The organism is Citrobacter sp. wls716 (assembly GCF_005280975.1).
In the GTDB taxonomy this organism is placed as follows: domain Bacteria; phylum Pseudomonadota; class Gammaproteobacteria; order Enterobacterales; family Enterobacteriaceae; genus Citrobacter; species Citrobacter youngae.
The window spans coordinates 76,672-95,705 of the sequence record NZ_SZWX01000038.1 but is presented as its reverse complement, the minus strand read 5'-3'; the positions used below and the strand labels follow the sequence as shown (position 1 = coordinate 95,705).

Genomic DNA, 19,034 nt, shown 5'->3' with positions numbered 1-19,034 from the left:
GGGGCTTATGCCGTCCCTTATTCCATACTGACGTCGAATATTTCCTTTCTGAATATAGATATGCTAAATCCTTACTTCCCCATACTTTCTCAACAGGTATGCTGAAGCGGTATCCCAATTTCATACAGTTAAGGACAGGCCATGAGTAAGATTTTTGAAGACAACTCGCTGACTATCGGTCATACGCCGCTGGTTCGACTGAACCGTATCGGTAACGGACGCATTCTGGCGAAGGTGGAGTCACGTAACCCGAGCTTCAGCGTCAAATGCCGTATCGGTGCCAATATGATTTGGGATGCCGAAAAACGTGGTGTACTGAAGCCGGGCGTTGAGTTGGTCGAACCAACCAGCGGCAACACCGGGATCGCACTGGCCTACGTTGCTGCCGCCCGTGGTTACAAACTCACCCTGACGATGCCAGAAACCATGAGCATTGAGCGTCGCAAGTTGCTGAAGGCATTGGGTGCAAACCTGGTGCTGACCGAAGGCGCGAAAGGCATGAAGGGCGCGATTCAAAAGGCAGAAGAGATTGTTGCCAGCGACCCAGAAAAATTCCTGCTGCTTCAGCAATTCAGCAACCCGGCTAACCCGGAAATCCACGAGAAAACTACCGGCCCGGAAATCTGGGAAGATACCGATGGTCAGGTTGATGTGTTTATCTCTGGCGTAGGTACCGGCGGTACGCTGACCGGGGTGACTCGCTACATTAAAGGGACCAAGGGCAAAACGGACCTCATCACCGTTGCCGTTGAGCCGACAGACTCTCCGGTTATCGCCCAGGCGCTGGCGGGTGAAGAACTTAAACCAGGTCCACATAAAATTCAGGGCATCGGTGCAGGCTTCATTCCAGGCAACCTTGATCTGAAACTTATCGATAAAGTCGTCGCCATCACCAATGATGAAGCAATCTCTACTGCGCGTCGCCTGATGGAAGAAGAAGGTATTCTGGCAGGTATCTCTTCAGGTGCTGCCGTTGCTGCCGCGCTTAAGCTGCAGGAAGATGAAGCCTTTACCAATAAGAATATAGTGGTTATTCTACCGTCATCGGGTGAGCGTTATCTGAGCACAGCACTGTTTGCCGATCTCTTCACTGAGAAAGAACTGCAACAGTAATGCCAGCATGTTAAAAACGCGTAAAAAAGCACCCTTTTGGGTGCTTTTTTGTGGCCTGCTTCAAAGTTTCAACCCACCTGGCATTGATTCAGCCCGCCGGAACTGGTATTTAACCAAACTAATTATTTTGATGCGCGAAATTAATCGTTACAGGAAAAGCGCTAGCTGAATCGATTTTATGATTTGGTTCAACTCTTCCTTTCGCGGCATAATGTTTAATGACGAACGAAACGTCAGCGGCAAGAAGTTGCCAGCAACGGATTGCACCGAACTCCTTTTGTGTCGCGTCCTGTTTACGTCGACGCTAACAATACAGGCTAAAGTTGAACCGCCAGGCTAGACTTTAGTTCCACAACACTAAACCTATAAGTTGGGGAAATATAATGTTCCAGCAAGAAGTTACCATTACCGCTCCGAACGGTCTGCATACTCGCCCTGCTGCTCAATTTGTTAAAGAAGCAAAAGGCTTTACGTCTGAAATCACTGTGACTTCCAACGGCAAAAGCGCTAGCGCAAAAAGCCTGTTTAAGCTGCAGACTCTGGGCCTGACTCAGGGCACCGTTGTTACCCTTTCCGCAGAAGGCGAAGACGAGCAGAAAGCAGTTGAGCATCTGGTTAAACTGATGGCTGAACTCGAGTAAGTTCAACGAGTTCTTTTAAATATCAGTCACAAGTAAGGTAGGGTTATGATTTCAGGCATTTTAGCATCCCCGGGTATCGCTTTCGGCAAGGCACTGCTGCTGAAAGAAGACGAAATCGTCATTGACCGGAAAAAAATTTCTGCCGACAAGGTTGATCAGGAAGTTGAACGTTTTCTGAGCGGTCGTGCCAAGGCATCTGCGCAACTGGAAGCGATCAAAACCAAAGCTGGTGAAACATTCGGTGAAGAAAAAGAAGCCATCTTTGAAGGGCATATTATGCTGCTCGAAGATGAGGAGCTGGAGCAGGAAATCATAGCCCTGATTAAAGATAAGCACATGACGGCTGACGCCGCTGCGCATGAGATTATCGAAGGTCAGGCCACAGCCCTGGAAGAGCTGGATGATGAATACCTGAAAGAACGTGCGGCTGACGTACGTGACATCGGTAAACGCCTGCTGCGTAACATCCTGGGTCTGGCAATTATCGACCTGAGCGCTATCCAGGAGGAAGTTATCCTGGTTGCCGCTGACTTGACCCCGTCAGAAACTGCACAGCTGAACCTCGAGAAGGTGCTGGGTTTCATCACTGATGCAGGTGGACGTACCTCTCATACCTCAATCATGGCGCGTTCTTTGGAACTGCCTGCCATCGTCGGTACGGGTAGCGTCACCTCTCAGGTGAAAAACGACGACTATCTGATTCTGGATGCCGTAAACAATCAGGTTTACGTCAACCCAACTAACGACGTTATCGAACAACTGCGTGCCGTTCAGGAGCAGGTTGCTACCGAGAAAGCGGAACTCGCTAAGCTGAAAGATCTGCCGGCTATCACGCTGGACGGACATCAGGTTGAAGTGTGTGCCAACATTGGTACCGTTCGTGACGTTGAAGGCGCTGAGCGTAATGGCGCTGAAGGCGTGGGTCTGTATCGTACCGAATTCCTGTTCATGGACCGTGAATCGCTGCCAACTGAAGAAGAACAGTTTGCTGCGTATAAAGCCGTTGCTGAAGCGTGTGGCTCTCAGGCGGTTATCGTCCGTACCATGGACATTGGCGGCGATAAAGAACTGCCGTACATGAATTTCCCGAAAGAAGAGAACCCGTTCCTGGGCTGGCGTGCCGTGCGTATCGCGATGGATCGTAAAGAGATCCTGCGTGACCAGGTTCGCGCTATTCTGCGTGCCTCTGCTTTCGGCAAACTGCGCATCATGTTCCCGATGATTATCTCTGTTGAAGAAGTGCGCGCACTGCGCAAAGAGATCGAAATCTACAAACAGGAACTGCGCGACGAAGGTAAAGCATTCGACGAAAGCATTGAGATTGGCGTGATGGTGGAAACACCGGCTGCGGCAACCATTGCGCGTCATTTAGCCAAAGAAGTTGATTTCTTTAGTATCGGTACCAATGATTTAACGCAGTACACCCTGGCAGTTGACCGTGGTAATGATATGATTTCACACCTTTACCAACCGATGTCGCCATCTGTTCTGACGCTGATCAAGCAAGTTATTGATGCTTCTCATGCTGAAGGCAAATGGACCGGCATGTGTGGTGAGCTTGCAGGCGACGAACGTGCTACACTTCTGTTGCTGGGGATGGGTCTGGACGAATTCTCTATGAGCGCCATTTCTATCCCGCGCATTAAGAAGATTATCCGTAACACGAACTTCGAAGATGCGAAGGTGTTAGCAGAGCAGGCTCTTGCTCAACCGACAACGGACGAGTTAATGACGCTGGTTAACAAGTTCATTGAAGAAAAAACAATCTGCTAATCCACGAGATGCGGCCCAATTTACTGCTTAGGAGAAGATCATGGGTTTGTTCGATAAACTGAAATCTCTGGTTTCTGATGATAAGAAAGACACCGGAACTATTGAGATTGTTGCTCCGCTCTCTGGCGAGATCGTCAACATCGAAGACGTGCCGGATGTAGTTTTTGCTGAAAAAATCGTTGGTGATGGTATTGCTATCAAACCAACCGGTAACAAAATGGTTGCTCCTGTAGATGGCACCATCGGCAAAATCTTTGAAACTAACCATGCGTTCTCTATCGAATCTGATAGCGGCATTGAGCTGTTTGTTCACTTCGGTATTGATACCGTTGAACTGAAAGGCGAAGGTTTCAAGCGTATCGCTGAAGAAGGTCAGCGCGTGAAAGTGGGCGACCCGGTTATTGAATTCGATCTGCCGCTGCTGGAAGAAAAAGCCAAGTCTACCCTGACTCCGGTTGTTATCTCCAACATGGACGAAATCAAAGAACTGATCAAACTGTCCGGTAGCGTGACCGTGGGTGAAACCCCGGTTATCCGCATCAAGAAGTAATTCTTGCCGCAGAGAAAAATGGCGCCGATTGGCGCCATTTTTTTATACACTTCATCCGCCATTAAATGTGCGCGGTCATCGGTCGATAATACGCTTCGCGCATCAGGATTTTCATGCCCTCCGGCCCGCTTTCCAGCATCCGTCGTTCCGAATCCGCCACCAACAACTCACAGTCGTAACCACCCGCAATGCCAAACATGGCCCGCGCCACGCAGATATCTTCCAGCGCTTCTTTCCCGCTGGTGTCAAAATGTCCAACCATACGCCCATTCTGGCGAACCACCAGCCGGTAACTCTTCATCGCGACTCCCCTGCCGGTGGCAGAATTAATTCATCACAACAGCACTGGTGCGTCCACGTCATCACTTCCAGTACGCGCTGTGCAGCGTCATGCGTGGCAGCAGTGAGTGGTTTCCCCAGCACGATACCGCTCACCAGTTCAGCGCAGAACAGATCGCCGGTGCCCTTCAGGTCCGTTTTCACCCGCGAATGGGCTAGCACCTCAACCGTTTCAGCTGTCACAACGGCAACCTGAATGACCTCCTCGGTTTCTCCCGGTGCGCTGGTGATCACCACCCATTTCAGCGTATCAGTGAGCAGCGATTTGGCTGCCGATATCGCTTCATCCAGCGTGCGACACGGTTTACCGCTCAATATCTGCAGCTCAAACACGTTTGGCGTCAGTCCCTGTGCCAGCGGTAGCAGATGTTTGCGATACGCCTGCGGTATTTCGGCCTTTACGTACATGCCGCTGTCCGTATCGCCAATCACCGGATCAACCAGAATACACAGATCCGGGTGGGTAGCCCGAACGGTCTCCAGCCACTGTGCCAACAGAGCGATTTGTTCCGCACTGCCCATATACCCCGTGGTCACCGCTTTTAGCTCACGTAACGCATCGCGCTCATTTAAGGCGCGAAGATAGCCGCTAAACCAGTCGGCCGGGATAACACCACCATAAAAGGTCTCATAATGCGGTGTATTACTGAACAGCACCGTTGGGATCGCGGTGACGCGTAATCCCTGCGCTTTGATGGCTGGGACGGCGATACTGTTGCCTACGCTGCCATACACCACCTGTGACTGGACGGCGACGATATCGGTTTGTAACGCCCGATGCTTGTCGTCGAAGAGCACTGACTGAATATCACTCCCCTGCTCCATAAATCTCTCCTCTCGCTGGACAGCGGGCTAACGCCTCACTATTATCGTCATATGCTAAAATTCATTTTGTCATAGGTCAATAATGATCGACGGAAAAACCGCTAACGAAATTTTTGACAGTATTCGTCAACATGTCGCTACAGGCACGTTGGCAGCAGGAGAAACGTTGCCACCGGTGCGTGAACTGGCAACAGCATTGAACGTTAACCGTAATACTGTCGCGGCGGCTTATAAACGCCTTGTCACCTCCGGACTGGCTCAGAGCCTCGGACGCAATGGCACGGTGATCAAAGAAATTTCTGCCCCCGTTGCGCTGGAAGGTGGAAACCCGGATACCCCGCTTACCGACCTTTCCGGCGGTAACCCTGCGCCGACTTGTCTCCCCGATCTCAGCCGTTATTTCGCGCAAATAAATAAGAATCCACGTCTGTATGGCGATGCCGTCGTATCGCCTGAGCTTAAAACCTGGGCCACACGCTGGATGCAGGATGCCCTCCCTGGCGTGGGGGAAATTGATATCACCAGCGGTGCTATTGATGCCATTGAACGGCTACTGTGCGCCCATTTATTGCCGGGCGATAGCGTCGCGGTAGAAGATCCCTGCTTTTTAAGTAGCATCAATATGTTGCGTTATGCGGGATTCTCAGCGAGCCCGGTCACCGTAGACAACGAAGGCATGCAACCCGACATGCTGGAGGCTGCGTTACAAAGAGGTGCGCGGGCGGTGATCCTGACGCCGCGGGCTCACAACCCAACGGGATGCAGCCTGAGCGCCTCACGCGCGGCGCAATTGCAGGAAATTCTGGCCCGCTATCCGCAGACGCTGGTGATCGTCGACGACCACTTTGCGCTGCTATCTGCTTGCCACTGGTATCCGGTGATTGCGAAGGAAACCACGCACTGGGCAGTCGTCCGTTCAATGTCGAAAACATTAGGTCCGGACTTACGCCTGGCCATTGTGGCCAGCGATCCGGTCACTTCAGCGAAACTGCGGTTACGACTCAACTCCGGTAGCCAGTGGGTCAGCCATCTGCTTCAGGATTTAGCCTGCGCCTGCCTGAGCGACGAAGAGTATCGACATAAGCTGGTGCAGACTCAGCAGTTTTACGCAACACAGCAGCAAAAACTGGCCACCGCTCTCAGAGGATATGGCATTGATCTGCCCGTCGCTGATGGTCTGAATCTGTGGCTGCCTCTGGCGCACCACAGTCAATCACTTGCTTTTGCCCTGGCAAAATCCGGTTGGCTGGTACGCGAAGGCGAGGTATTTGGTGTGAATACACCATCGCACGGTCTGCGCATTACGCTGTCGACCTTAAACGACAACGATATTCATAAGCTGGCGGCTGATATTCATCAGGCGCAAAAGCGCTAACAGGAGAGAAAAAGTGCGAGTTCATTTTGTTATTCATGAGTCTTTTGAATCTGCTGGCGCGTATCTGCCGTGGGCCGAATCACGTGGCTATACCATCAGCTGGTCACGGGTTTACGCCGGAGAATCGGTTCCCGCCAATGCCGATGGCTTCGATATGCTGGTCGTCTTTGGCGGTCCGCAGTCTCCACGCACCACGCTAGCAGAGTGCCCGTACTTTGATTCTCAGGCCGAGCAGCATCTGATCAATCAGGCGATTGCGGCACGCAAAATTGTGGTGGGGATCTGCTTAGGTTCACAGCTCATTGGCGAAGCGCTGGGCGCGAAAGTATGTCAAAGCCCGGAAAAAGAGATTGGTCATTTTCCCATTACACTGACTGAAGCAGGTAAAGCGCACCCGCTGATCGCCCACTTTGGATCGCCGCTGATGGTCGGTCACTGGCACAACGATATGCCGGGATTAACCGACCAGGCGACAATTCTTGCCACAAGCGAGGGGTGCCCACGACAAATCGTGCAATACGGTAATTTTGTCTATGGTTTTCAGTGTCATATGGAATTTACCGCCGAAGCGGTTGAAGGATTAATTCAGCACTCTGAGCAGGAGTTAGCCGAAGCCAAAGGGAAGCGTTTCATCCGTTCTGTTGAAGAGATGCGCGCATGGGATTATCAGCAGATGAATGAGAAGCTGTGGCAATTCCTTGATAAGCTGGTGGAAAAACGTAACGATTGATTATGGCAGGCCGGATAAGACGCTTTACGTCGTCATCCGGCGATCGTGCCGTACGTTTGCCTGATGGCGCTATGCTTATCAGGCCTACAAACTAAATCCCTGATCCCTGGTTAAAGTGCTCTTCGCCAAACACGCCGGTCGAAAGGTAGCGATCGCCGCGATCGCAGATGATCGCCACCACCACCGCTCCCGGATTTTGTTCGGCCACGCGAATCGCTCCGGCTACCGCGCCGCCGGAACTGACGCCGCAAAACACCCCCTCTTTCACCGCCAGCGCGCGCATGGTGTTTTCTGCATCATTCTGATGAATATCCAGCACCTCATCCACCAGCGAGGCGTTAAAAATGCCCGGCATATACTCCGCAGGCCAACGACGAATCCCCGGAATACTGCTGCCCTCTTCCGGCTGCAGGCCAACGATGGTAACCGGTTTTTCCTGCTCGCGCAGAAAACGAGATACGCCGGTAATGGTGCCGGTCGTGCCCATGCTGGAGACAAAATGGGTAATACGTCCGGACGTTTGCTGCCAGATTTCCGGGCCGGTTGTGGTGTAATGCGCATACGGGTTATCAGGATTGTTAAACTGATCGAGCAACTTACCTTCGCCACGTTGTGCCATTTCCAGCGCTAAATCGCGCGCCCCTTCCACTCCCTGCTCTTTGGTCACCAGTATCAGTTCAGCCCCGTAAGCCCGCATCGCCGCACGGCGTTCCTGACTCATGTTGTCTGGCATCAGCAGCTTCATGCGATAGCCTTTCAGCGCGGCGATCATCGCCAGCGCAATCCCGGTATTACCGCTGGTTGCCTCGATCAACACATCACCAGGCTTAATTTCTCCACGTTTTTCCGCTTCGACGATCATCGACAGCGCGGCCCGGTCTTTCACCGAACCCGCGGGATTATTGCCTTCCAGCTTAACCCAAATTTCACTACCGTTATCCGGCGTCAGACGTTGTAATTTCACCAGAGGCGTATTGCCAATTGTTTGTTCTAATGTGTTCATGAGTGCTGTCCAATAAAAAGCCGGGTGGCGCTACGCTTACCCGCCCTACAAAATCACGGCATATGCGGTAGGCCCGGTAAGCATAGCGCCACCGGGCGATAAACATACTTTTTAACCTATCAGGCACTTTGCGCCAGAGCAAGTTCCTCTTCACGCGTTTCAATACGCTGGTCACCGTTATACAGACGCGCATTTTGCAGCCCGACAAACAGCCGCTCGCCGCGGCTTGGGGAATCATCGCCCTGCATGATGACCGTCAGCGGTTCGTTATACCACCCCAGCGGTTGCACAACTAATTGGGTGTAGTGTCCTTTCGGGCTGGCTTCCAGTACCTGTACCGGCAACGGCGAATCCAGGCTGGTACGACGACTCACGTCCACTTCCCACGGACGCAGGAACAGATCCACCGGTCCCTGATAACCAGGCGTATAACCCAGTGGCCAGCGGTGTGCGCCCACGTGGAATTGTCCACCGCGAATCGTTCCTTGTAGGCGGTTAACCTCGCCCATAAATTCCAGGACAAAACGGGTAGCCGGTTCGCGCCATACCTGATCGGGCGCATCGGCTTGTTCGATATGACCCTGACTCATCACCACCACGCGATCGGCAACTTCCGTCGCTTCTTCCTGGTCGTGGGTAACAAACACGCTGGTGAACTTCAGCTCTTCATGCAACTGACGCAGCCAACGACGCAGCTCTTTACGCACCTGCGCATCGAGCGCGCCAAACGGCTCATCGAGCAGCAGGATCTGCGGTTCCACCGCTAACGCTCGTGCCAACGCCACTCGCTGTTTTTGTCCACCGGAAAGTTGCGCCGGAAAGCGATCCGCCAGATGGGCAAGCTGCACCATCTCCAACAATTTGGTGACTTTCGCTTTGATGGCCGCCGCATTCGGACGCTCCCGCCGTGGCAAAACCGTCAGGCCAAAGGCGATATTGTCGAAAACGGTCATATGGCGAAACAGCGCATAGTGCTGGAATACGAATCCCACTTTACGGTCGCGAGCATGCAAACGGCTGACGTCGGTGCCATGAAAACGGATATGTCCGCTGGACTGATGTTCCAGCCCGGCAATAATTCGCAGCAGCGTGGTTTTGCCCGAACCGGATGGCCCCAGCAGCGCGACCATCTGACCTGAAGGAATATCCAGCGAGATATCGTTCAGCACCTGGGTGCGACCAAAAGACTTCTTAATATTGGCAATCTCAATGCTCATGATTTTCCTCCTGCTGCGCGCGTTTCTCCTGGTTCTCCAGACGCCATTGCAACATGCTCTTCAAAAACAGGGTAATAATCGCCATCAGCGTTAACAGCGCTGCAGCGGTAAAGGAGCCGACCGTGTTGTAGTCCTGCTCCAGTAATTCAATTTGTAGCGGTAGCGATAGGGTTTCGCCGCGAATCGAGCCGGAAACCACCGATACCGCGCCAAACTCGCCAATCGCGCGGGCATTCGTCAGCACTACGCCATACAGCAACGCCCAACGGATATTCGGCAGCGTCACGCGGCGGAACATTTGCCAGCCGGATGCGCCAAGCAGAACCGCCGCTTCGTCTTCATTGCTGCCCTGGCTTAACATAACCGGCACCAGTTCACGCACCACAAACGGACAGGTGACGAACACTGTGACCAGCACCATTCCCGGCCAGGCAAACATAATTTGCAGATTGTGTTCATCCAGCCATCCACCCAGCGGACCGTTAGAGCCGTAAAACAGCAGATACACCAGACCGGCGACCACCGGCGAGACGGCAAACGGAATGTCCAGTAAGGTCAGCAACAGCTGGCGTCCTGGGAAGTTAAAGCGGGTCACCAGCCAGGCCAGCAATACGCCAAACACCAGGTTCACCGGTACTGCAATCAGCGCAATCAGCACCGTCAGCCAGATAGCGTGCAGCATGTCCGGGTCGGCCAGGTTCTGTAATACCGGCATTAATCCCTTGCTGAACGCCTGCACGAAGATGTAAATCATCGGCACCAGCAAAATAAATGCGGACACCAGCATGCCAGTGCCGATCAGAAACCATTTACCCCAGTTAATTCGGGGCGCCCCATAGTGTTTCAATTGGGTAATCTCTGCCATCAGTGACCTACCACGCGTCGACCAAAGCGACTCTGCAGGGTGTTAATCGAAAACAGCAGCAACAACGAAGCCCCAAGGATTACTGACGCAATCGCACTGGCGGCCGGGTAGTCAAACTCCTGCAAGCGAACAAAAATCATCAGCGAGGTGACTTCCGTTTTCCACGCGATATTCCCGGCGATAAAAATAACCGCGCCAAACTCACCGAGGCTTCGGGTAAACGAGAGCGCAACGCCCGCCACCAGCGCGGGAGACAACTCCGGCAGCACCACTTTACGAAAACTCTGCCAACGCGTAGCCCCCAGCGTTTCCGCCGCTTCTTCATACTCCGGACCTAACTCTTCCAGCACCGGCTGTACGGTACGTACCACAAACGGAATGCTGGTAAACGCCATCGCCACCGCGATACCAAGCCAGGTGTAGGTCACCTTGATATCCAGCTTCGCCAGCCACTCGCCGTAGAAGCCATTAACCGAAAACAGCGACGCCAGCGTCAGACCCGCTACCGCCGTAGGCAGCGCAAATGGCAGGTCCATCAGCGCATCCAGCAGCGTGCGGCCCGGAAAACGATAGCGGGTTAAGATCCACGCCATTAACAGACCAAACACGCCGTTAAAAATCGACGCCACAAACGCCGACAGCAGCGTCACTTTATAAGCCGCTACCACCTGCGGATTGGTAATCACATCCCAGTATTGCGCCCAGCTCATCTGCGCCAGTTGCATCACCAGCGCGCTAAGCGGCAGGAGCAATATCAGGCAGACAAACAGTAAGCTTGTGCCCAGGCTCAAAGTGAAGCCGGGCAGCACGCGTCGGGAAGAAACAGCAAACATTTACTTACGCCCCGCCGCCAGCAGTTTGTCCAGCTCTCCACCGCTGACAAAGTGTGTTTTCATCACTTCAGGCCACGAACCAAACTTGTCTTCTACGCGGAACAATTCAGTCTGCGGGAATTTATCTTGCAGCTTGTCCATCACCTGGGGGTTATTCACACGGTAGTAATAGTCGGTGATGATGGTTTGCGCCTGCGGGCTGTACAGCCAGTTCAGATACGCTTTAGCCGCTTTCTCTGTCCCGTTGGCCTGCACATTCTTATCTACCCAGGCAACCGGGAACTCGGCAAGAATATTGGTTTTCGGAATAACAACCTCAAAACCCTGCGCTTCATACTGCTTGCGAATGTTATTCACTTCTGACTCGAAGCTGATCAATACGTCACCGAGCCCACGCTCGGCAAAAGTGGTGGTTGCGCCGCGGCCGCCGGTATCAAACACTTCGACGTTTTGCAGGAACTGGGTCATAAACTGTTCGGTTTTGGCTTTATCGCCGCCGTCTGCTTTATCCGCAGCGCCCCACGCCGCTAAATAGGTGTAGCGCGCATTCCCGGACGTTTTCGGGTTCGGGAAGATAAGCTTGACGTCAGAACGAACAAGGTCATTCCAGTCGTGAATATTTTTAGGGTTTCCTTTACGCACCAGGAATCCCATTGTGGAATAGAACGGTGAACTGTTATTCGGCAGGCGGCTTTGCCAGTCGGCCGGGATCAGCTTGCCTTTGTCGTGCAGGATCTGTACATCGGTGACCTGGTTATAGGTTACCACATCGGCTTTCAGCCCTTGCAGAATCGCCAGCGCCTGTTTTGATGACCCGGCATGAGATTGTTTTATCGTCAGTTTGTCACCGCCGTTATCCTTCGCCCATTGCTGTTCAAACGGCGGATTAAGGGCGGCAAACAGCTCGCGAGACACATCGTATGAACTGTTCAACAGTTCTGTTGCCTGCGCCTGACCCACCAGCAACAGCAGCGCCGCCAGCGTCAGAGTTCTTTTTTTCAGTAAGTTAACGGCCATTGCGCACCCTTATAAATTTAATGACTTTCTTATGGTCATCATATTTATAACCGGCACTAAAGGAGTAACGGTTTTATATACCGTTTGATGATTTGAAAGTTGAAAAGAGAATAAGGGGAAACCCCTCCCCAGGTTCACCGGGGAGGAGACAGGCATCAATCAGATGCCGACGCTGACGCTTTCAGGCAGGGTGCTGCCGCCATCAATCACGTTTTGCGTGCCAGTTAAGTAGCTGGATTCATCCGACGCCAGGAACGCCGCCAGTTCACCCACTTCAAGCGGACAGGCCAGACGGCGCATCGGGATCGCTTTCGCCATGTCGACTAATACCGATTCAGGATCGTCCGGGTTAGACTGACGTGCAATATTTTCCGCCATTGGCGTACGAACGTAGCCCGGGCAAATGGCATTTACACGAATCCCCGATTGCGCGTACTCAACCGCCAGGGACTTGGTTAAGCCGATAATAGCGGCTTTCGACAACGCATACGCCGTTTCACCCGGGTCGGCCACCAGATCGCCAGTTACCGATGACATCATCACGATGCGCCCGTCTTTGCGCGCAATCATCTCCGGCAGAACGGCCTTCGTCACGTTCCAGACGCCTTTAATGTTGACATCAATGTGGAAGTCGCGATCTTCATCGCTCATTTCAAGGAAGTTGCCAAGGCGGCATACGCCTGCATTGTTGACCAGAATGTCGATTTTGCCTTCAATTTTCTTCGCGCGTTTTACCGCTTCCGTAACCGACGCAAAATCTCTGACGTCTGCGTGAACCGCTGTGCAGCGATGTCCGCGCCCTGCCAGTTCATCCGCCAGCTTTTCAATCTCATCGGAGATATCCAGCAGGATTAAGTTCGCGCCATGGCGGGCAAACGTTCTGGCGATCCCCTCGCCAATACCCTGAGATGCGCCCGTAATCAATGCTGTTTTGCCCGTGAGTTTTCCCATTTCAATATTCTCCTTTTGAATATGAAGCCTTCACTTCATTCACGCAGAAGATACAGCATTAACAAATTCATGCTGAGGAATAGCTCACTAAATCAGGTTAATTTCAGGTAAAAAAAATCCCCGTCAGGGCGGGGATTTTCAATTTCATGACAGATAAGAACGCGGTAGGTCTGGTAAGCGTGAGCGCAACCAGGCAACACCGGGGTTACAGCGCCATCAGTCGATCCAGCGACGGTGCAAAATAATAGCCACCGGTGACCGGTTTGGTGAAGCGCAGCATCGCGTCACGTTTACCGTCGGTATCACCAAACATGCTCAGCAGTTGCTGCTCAATATTGTGCAGACGCGCGCAGTACGCGCAGAAATAGAGACCATGCGTACCGCTGGCTGTACCGTATGGCAGGCTCTGACGCACAATTTTCAGCCCCTTGCCATCTTCTTTCAGATCCACACGGCTCAGGTGAGAGGTGACCGGACGGTCGTCACCGTCGATCTCTTCGTTGGCTTCCTTGGTACGGCCAATCATCATTTCCTGGTCATGGATGCTCATGCGGTTAAGCTGCTTCAGGTTATGTTCCCAACGCTGCACGAATACATAGCTGCCACCGGCATCGACGCCATCTTTAATAACAGCGACTTCACGGCGCGTTTCTTCGCCTGCCGGGTTTTCAGTGCCATCAACAAAGCCGCTGAGGTCACGCTCTTCCACCCAGCGGAAACCGTGGATCTCTTCTTTAACCTCAATGCAATCGCCAAATGCTTCCATTGCCGCCTGCGCAACGGAGAAGTTCACGTCATGGCGCAGCGAGAGAATATGGATCAGTACGTCATACTGGGTCGCCGGAGCCAGACCTTTACCGTAGGGGATGAAGTCCTTCAGCTCTTCCGCGCCCACGCCGCCGCTCAGTGTGCGCCAGGTGTTGTTGCCAAAAGCGACTACCGCGCCCAGATGCGCATCCGGAAATTTCGCTTCAAAGGTCGCCAGCTTATCGGCAAACGTTTTGCTGGCCGCTCGCAGGGCCTCAACATCACCTTTTACATTGGCTTCAATCCAAATCGCCGCACGGCAATGTTCTGGCAAAATGCCACTCTGAACCTGAGACATTGTTCCTCCTGAAAAAAGCTGCCACGACATCGTGGCATTGCTGGGCGTTATTCTACCTGTTTTTTTAGTAAGTCGATTTGTTCAGACGCAAATTAACGCCGCCAGATAATTTTGCTTACTTTCCACTCTTGTAGCGTATCGTCAGACGGCATTATGCCTTCAGGGCCGCTCCAGTCACCGGAAAAAATATAGCTAATATGCTGACTTCCTTCGGCTTTACACTCAACGCCCGCGCTATCATCACCGGTTGCTTTCTGGCAATGACCAAAAGCTTTAGTGTAAAGGTCGCTAAACGGTGTACCGATTTCGACACCCGCGGCTGATGCGATGTCGCTGTCCAATACATCAATGCGATTGATCGTTCCCTGGTCGCCATTGATCACCATTGCCAGCTTGTCACCTTTCATTGCCTCAAAAAAGCGCACGACAGTGCCGTTATTGGTTTTCATGCCACTACGCAGGCGATAATCGCCATCCAGCGCATCAGCAATGGTCTTTTCATCCAATGTCGTCGCACCCGTGAGTTTTCCCACGCCTTGCTCAGTGACCTCGGTCGAAGAACCAAACCAGTTCCACGGATTAGCGGCGGACCAGTTCACCGATGAGAGGGTTGAACACCCGGTCAGCACAAGCGGTATCGCGCATAACGTCAAACGCAGTGATTTCATTTCACTTCCTTCCATATTTATCAACGCTGCTTTGAGTCCGGTTTCACTAAAAAGTGCCGTTATTCTTTCTCGGGGGAAAAACAGGCGCGCAAACGTTGATTGGTTAACAGCCAGATCAGTGCGACGATATCCGCCACCAGCAGCGCCAGACCAACGCCGTTGACCTGATCGCCCCCCAACCACAGCATCGGCTGCCAGCAGAGCAACACCAGTTGAGCGAGGATCAGTAATCCACGCAGTCGGCGCCATAACCCAGGAAACGCAAAACGCCTGCCGCTAAGCAAAAACGCCAGCACCGCCGGAACTCCGGGAAGTAACCCCAGCCAGAACGCGTCATGATCGGGATAAAACAAATTCAGCAACGTGTTGCCCTGCTCACGGGAAGAACCGGCAATCACAAACAAAACCCAGGTGCGTGCCTGCAACAGCAGTACGCACCAGAAGAGAAAAGGCAAGCGCAGACGCCCATGACCGTCATAGTCGGCGGGATGGAACTCAGTACTCTTCATCTTCGATTAAACGTTTACCCAGATGGAGTACATCGGTATGTTCATAGCCCAGACGCTCATACATACCCAGCACAACGTCATTATCGTCACGCACCATGATTTGAATCTTTGGACAACCACGGGCAATGAGCTTTTTCTCCAGTCGGTTCAGCAGCGCATTAGCAATACCGCGCCCCCTGAACTCAGGATGCACGCCAAGGTAATAGGCGGAGCCACGATGACCGTCATAGCCCCCCATCACTGTGCCGACCACCTCGCCGTTCACTTCTGCGACCAGAAACAAGCTGACGTCATGATTGACCTTGCGTTCAATGTCCATTTCCGGGTCATTCCATGGACGCAGCAGATCACAGCGCTCCCAGAGGGTGATCACCTCTTCGAAATCTTCCTGGCGAAATACGCGTATTTCCATGGTATTGGTTTCCTTTTCAGGACGTTAAAAAGCGATTATGGCGCGAACCACTGATTTAGCCAATATCTGACGCGAAGCGACGGAAAAAATGGCATAATACGGAATTGTCACGTATTGAAATGAAAAGTAAAACAATTCTTATCCCGATCCGTCGCAACGGACAACGCGATACGATATAACGTTTAGAACCTTTTTTTTACAACTCAGGCCGTATGAGCACTTTTAAACCACTAAAAACACTCACATCGCGCCGCCAGGTGTTGAAAGCCGGGCTGGCCGCCCTGACGCTGTCAGGCATGTCGCAAGCCATCGCTAAAGAAGAAGCGCTTAAGACCAGCAATGGTCACAGCAAACCGAAAGCGAAAAAAGCCGGCGCTAAGCGCGTAGTTGTCCTCGATCCGGGTCACGGCGGGATTGATACCGGCGCCATTGGTCGCAACGGTTCAAAGGAGAAGCACGTGGTGCTGGCGATTGCCAAAAACGTGCGCTCGATTCTACGCAACCAGGGGATTGATGCACGCCTGACCCGCTCCGGCGATACGTTTATTCCACTGTACGATCGCGTCGAGATAGCCCATAAGCATGGCGCCGATCTGTTCATGTCGATTCACGCCGACGGTTTCACCAATCCGAGCGCCGCAGGTGCGTCGGTCTTTGCGCTGTCTAACCGCGGTGCCAGTAGCGCCATGGCGAAATATCTGTCCGACCGTGAAAACCGGGCCGATGAAGTAGCCGGAAAGAAAACCACCGATAAAGACCATTTGCTGCAGCAGGTATTGTTCGATCTGGTGCAAACCGACACCATTAAAAACAGCCTGACCTTAGGCTCGCATATTCTCAAGAAGATCAAGCCAGTACATCGTCTGCACAGTCGTAGCACGGAACAGGCCGCCTTCGTGGTGCTAAAATCACCATCAATTCCGTCGGTACTGGTCGAAACCTCGTTCATTACTAACCCGGAAGAAGAGCGACTGCTGGGCACGACGGCGTTTCGTCAAAAAATCGCTACCGCTATCGCCAATGGCATCATTAGCTATTTCCACTGGTTTGATAACCAGAAAGCACACTCGAAGAAACGTTAATCATGAAGCCCGATGCACAGCGCGTAAAACAGTTCCTGCTTAGTCTGCAGGATAATATTTGCCAGCAGTTATCCGCCGTCGATGGCGCAGAGTTTGTTGAAGATAACTGGCAGCGTGAAGCGGGCGGCGGCGGTCGTAGCCGGGTGCTGCGTAACGGTGGTATTTTCGAGCAAGCGGGCGTCAACTTCTCCCACGTCCACGGCGATGCAATGCCAGCATCGGCTACTGCACATCGCCCGGAGCTTGCCGGGCGCAGCTTTGAGGCGATGGGTGTCTCGCTGGTGGTGCATCCGCAGAATCCTTACATTCCGACCAGCCATGCCAACGTACGGTTTTTTATCGCGGAAAAACCGGGCGCCGACCCGGTGTGGTGGTTTGGCGGTGGCTTTGATTTAACGCCCTACTACGGCTTTGATGAGGATGCGATTCACTGGCATCGCACCGCGCGTGATCTGTGCCAGCCGTTCGGCAATGACGTTTATCCACGTTACAAGAAGTGGTGCGATGACTACTTCTTTCTCAAGCACCGTAACGAGCAGCGCGGCATCGGCGGACTGTTTTTCGATGATTTAAATACGCCAGATTTCGACCACTGCTTCGCCTTTATGCAGGCGGTCGGGCAAGGTTACACCGAAGCGTATCTGCCAATCGTCGAACGCCGCAAAGCGATGAGCTGGGGCGAGCGCGAGCGAAACTTCCAGCTTTATCGTCGCGGACGCTATGTGGAATTTAATCTGGTGTGGGATCGCGGCACGTTATTCGGTTTACAGACCGGCGGGCGCACGGAATCGATTTTGATGTCGATGCCGCCGCTGGTACGCTGGGAATATGACTGGCAGCCGGAAGCGAACAGCCCGGAAGCCGCCCTTAGCGAATTTATTCAGGTCCGCGACTGGGTGTAATGGCCTGATAGCGGCACAATTCGTAGGCCGGATAAGACGTGTTAGCGTCGCATCCGGCACAATAATCTCATCACGCCCACTGACGCATGCGCTGATGCAGCGTCAGCGACGGTTTCTCCGCAAACAACTGCTGGTAATCGGTAGCAAACTGCCCTAAATGCCAGAATCCCCACTGCATCGCAGCGTCTTTCACCGTCGCACTTTGCGACCACGGGCTAATAAGCTCCCGGCGCACGGCATTCAGACGAATACGTTTTAACCAGGCATTCGGTCCGATACCGAGGATTGCGTGAAACGCGTTTTGCAGCGTGCGACGACTCACATGTAGCTGGTTGCACAAGTCGAGTACGGTCAGCGGCTCTGACATATTTTCCAGCACATATTCGCGCGCCCGCGACAGCAGGCGGCGATAGCTCTGATGGCTGATGCTTTCAGCGGTCATAATCGGCTGAGCGTCTTCCAGCATGGTGCCCATCGCCAGCAGCAGGTTATCACCCAACACTTTGCGCACCGCCGGCTGATGAAGGTTCTCAGGATTCTCGCTAAACGTCGCCAGCGCCTGTTGCACAAAGCCCCATAGCGCGGCTTTGTGCTGTTCTTTCACCTCCAGCGCCGACTGGTTGCGCAGCATATGCAGCACCCTTTCCGGGTTATGCAGGAAGTTAGCCTGACGCGCAATGGTGTCTTCAGAGATAACGACCCCAAGAATGGTGTAATCATCGGGTGTACTCAGCTCAAACTCCGTTCCGCCTGGGCGGGTCGCAATTTCAGCACTGCCAAGGCATTGCGTACCAATAAATCCCTGCTCGCCGCGGGTGGCCGGAATACCAAACCAGAACGAGTTCGGCCAGACCAGGCATGACTGGCGCAGCGCAAGACCGGTGTATTCACGGAACACCTGAATATCATCAAGCAGGATTTCCGTGAACTCGCCATGAAATTTTCCCGGATGCAGTTGATCGTAAATCTGCTGCCAGGCGGTAATCGTCAGGGCATGCTCATACACATCTGTTGTTCGCCGTTGGTGAACATTGTCCACCTCGACCTTCGGCGTAAGTTTAACGTCTTCGGGTAATGCTTCATGATAAAGATGGTGCAGGTTTGCAGTACGGGTCTTTTTCATG

21 protein-coding genes are annotated in these 19,034 nt (G+C 53.0%); 8 read left to right on the top strand and 13 right to left on the bottom strand.

Annotated features, from left to right (window positions below):
* Window positions 1-141 precede the first annotated feature (141 nt).
* The 4 genes from cysK (at window position 142) to crr (ending at window position 4,077) form a co-directional block, all read left to right on the top strand.
* Window positions 142-1,113, top strand: coding sequence for a cysteine synthase A (gene cysK, locus FDX24_RS13965; RefSeq protein ID WP_137364492.1), 972 nt, complete (start codon window positions 142-144; stop codon window positions 1,111-1,113).
* A gap of 383 nt (window positions 1,114-1,496) precedes the next feature.
* Window positions 1,497-1,754, top strand: a complete 258-nt coding sequence (ptsH, locus tag FDX24_RS13960) for a phosphocarrier protein Hpr (protein WP_002913505.1) — start codon at window positions 1,497-1,499, stop codon at window positions 1,752-1,754.
* A 45-nt stretch (window positions 1,755-1,799) separates the two neighbouring features.
* The gene (gene ptsI, locus FDX24_RS13955) at window positions 1,800-3,527 is read left to right on the top strand and encodes a phosphoenolpyruvate-protein phosphotransferase PtsI (RefSeq protein WP_005121951.1); all 1,728 of its coding nucleotides are present in this window, start codon (window positions 1,800-1,802) and stop codon (window positions 3,525-3,527) included.
* Between the two features lie 40 nt (window positions 3,528-3,567).
* The gene (crr, locus tag FDX24_RS13950) at window positions 3,568-4,077 is read left to right on the top strand and encodes a PTS glucose transporter subunit IIA (protein ID WP_000522253.1); all 510 of its coding nucleotides are present in this window, start codon (window positions 3,568-3,570) and stop codon (window positions 4,075-4,077) included.
* 61 nt (window positions 4,078-4,138) lie between these two features.
* On the opposite strand, the gene FDX24_RS13945 is transcribed toward crr, so the two are convergent.
* Window positions 4,139-4,378, bottom strand: a complete 240-nt coding sequence (locus tag FDX24_RS13945; RefSeq protein ID WP_101742264.1) for a cytoplasmic protein — start codon at window positions 4,376-4,378, stop codon at window positions 4,139-4,141.
* Complete coding sequence (gene pdxK / locus FDX24_RS13940; protein ID WP_137364491.1) at window positions 4,375-5,241, bottom strand: pyridoxine/pyridoxal/pyridoxamine kinase; 867 nt, start codon at window positions 5,239-5,241, stop codon at window positions 4,375-4,377. Before pdxK ends, FDX24_RS13945 begins: the two co-directional genes overlap by 4 nt.
* An 82-nt stretch (window positions 5,242-5,323) precedes the next feature.
* Here pdxK and ptsJ point away from each other — a divergent pair, with 82 nt between their 5' ends.
* Both ptsJ and FDX24_RS13930 read left to right on the top strand, forming a co-directional pair.
* Entirely contained in the window at window positions 5,324-6,616 is a 1,293-nt protein-coding gene (gene ptsJ, locus FDX24_RS13935; RefSeq protein ID WP_137364490.1) for a transcriptional regulator PtsJ, read from the top strand.
* Window positions 6,617-6,629: 13 nt separating this feature from the next.
* Window positions 6,630-7,346, top strand: a complete 717-nt coding sequence (locus FDX24_RS13930) for a type 1 glutamine amidotransferase (RefSeq protein ID WP_061068302.1) — start codon at window positions 6,630-6,632, stop codon at window positions 7,344-7,346.
* A gap of 91 nt (window positions 7,347-7,437) precedes the next feature.
* Here FDX24_RS13930 and cysM read toward each other — a convergent pair whose 3' ends face one another.
* The 10 genes from cysM to FDX24_RS13880 form a co-directional block, all read right to left on the bottom strand.
* On the bottom strand, window positions 7,438-8,349 hold the full coding sequence (gene cysM, locus FDX24_RS13925) for a cysteine synthase CysM (protein WP_137364489.1): 912 nt from the start codon (window positions 8,347-8,349) through the stop codon (window positions 7,438-7,440).
* A 119-nt stretch (window positions 8,350-8,468) separates the two neighbouring features.
* Entirely contained in the window at window positions 8,469-9,566 is a 1,098-nt protein-coding gene (gene cysA, locus FDX24_RS13920) for a sulfate/thiosulfate ABC transporter ATP-binding protein CysA (protein ID WP_003038066.1), read from the bottom strand.
* Window positions 9,556-10,431: a sulfate/thiosulfate ABC transporter permease CysW gene (gene cysW / locus FDX24_RS13915; protein WP_115601694.1), complete on the bottom strand. Its 876-nt coding sequence runs from the start codon at window positions 10,429-10,431 to the stop codon at window positions 9,556-9,558. Before cysW ends, cysA begins: the two co-directional genes overlap by 11 nt.
* Complete coding sequence (cysT, locus tag FDX24_RS13910; protein ID WP_003038061.1) at window positions 10,431-11,264, bottom strand: sulfate/thiosulfate ABC transporter permease CysT; 834 nt, start codon at window positions 11,262-11,264, stop codon at window positions 10,431-10,433. Before cysT ends, cysW begins: the two co-directional genes overlap by 1 nt.
* A complete protein-coding gene (gene cysP / locus FDX24_RS13905) occupies window positions 11,265-12,281 on the bottom strand; it encodes a thiosulfate/sulfate ABC transporter substrate-binding protein CysP (RefSeq protein WP_137364488.1) in 1,017 nt (338 codons plus the stop codon).
* 159 nt (window positions 12,282-12,440) lie between these two features.
* The gene (gene ucpA / locus FDX24_RS13900) at window positions 12,441-13,232 is read right to left on the bottom strand and encodes an SDR family oxidoreductase UcpA (RefSeq protein WP_048210976.1); all 792 of its coding nucleotides are present in this window, start codon (window positions 13,230-13,232) and stop codon (window positions 12,441-12,443) included.
* Between the two features lie 205 nt (window positions 13,233-13,437).
* Window positions 13,438-14,337: a porphyrinogen peroxidase gene (gene yfeX / locus FDX24_RS13895; RefSeq protein ID WP_048210975.1), complete on the bottom strand. Its 900-nt coding sequence runs from the start codon at window positions 14,335-14,337 to the stop codon at window positions 13,438-13,440.
* A gap of 92 nt (window positions 14,338-14,429) precedes the next feature.
* Entirely contained in the window at window positions 14,430-15,005 is a 576-nt protein-coding gene (locus FDX24_RS13890) for an RpoE-regulated lipoprotein (RefSeq protein ID WP_061068305.1), read from the bottom strand.
* 59 nt (window positions 15,006-15,064) lie between these two features.
* Window positions 15,065-15,514: a DUF2919 domain-containing protein gene (locus tag FDX24_RS13885; RefSeq protein WP_137364487.1), complete on the bottom strand. Its 450-nt coding sequence runs from the start codon at window positions 15,512-15,514 to the stop codon at window positions 15,065-15,067.
* A complete protein-coding gene (locus FDX24_RS13880) occupies window positions 15,501-15,926 on the bottom strand; it encodes a GNAT family acetyltransferase (RefSeq protein ID WP_048210972.1) in 426 nt (141 codons plus the stop codon). Before FDX24_RS13880 ends, FDX24_RS13885 begins: the two co-directional genes overlap by 14 nt.
* A gap of 212 nt (window positions 15,927-16,138) precedes the next feature.
* Here FDX24_RS13880 and amiA point away from each other — a divergent pair, with 212 nt between their 5' ends.
* Complete coding sequence (gene amiA / locus FDX24_RS13875) at window positions 16,139-17,008, top strand: N-acetylmuramoyl-L-alanine amidase AmiA (protein ID WP_005121924.1); 870 nt, start codon at window positions 16,139-16,141, stop codon at window positions 17,006-17,008.
* Between the two features lie 2 nt (window positions 17,009-17,010).
* Window positions 17,011-17,910 carry an oxygen-dependent coproporphyrinogen oxidase gene (hemF, locus tag FDX24_RS13870; protein WP_137345517.1) on the top strand — a complete coding sequence of 300 codons (900 nt, stop codon included), beginning with the start codon at window positions 17,011-17,013 and terminating at the stop codon, window positions 17,908-17,910.
* A gap of 70 nt (window positions 17,911-17,980) precedes the next feature.
* Here hemF and eutR read toward each other — a convergent pair whose 3' ends face one another.
* Window positions 17,981-19,033 carry an HTH-type transcriptional regulator EutR gene (gene eutR / locus FDX24_RS13865; RefSeq protein WP_061068308.1) on the bottom strand — a complete coding sequence of 351 codons (1,053 nt, stop codon included), beginning with the start codon at window positions 19,031-19,033 and terminating at the stop codon, window positions 17,981-17,983.
* Between the last annotated feature and the right edge of the window lies 1 nt (window position 19,034).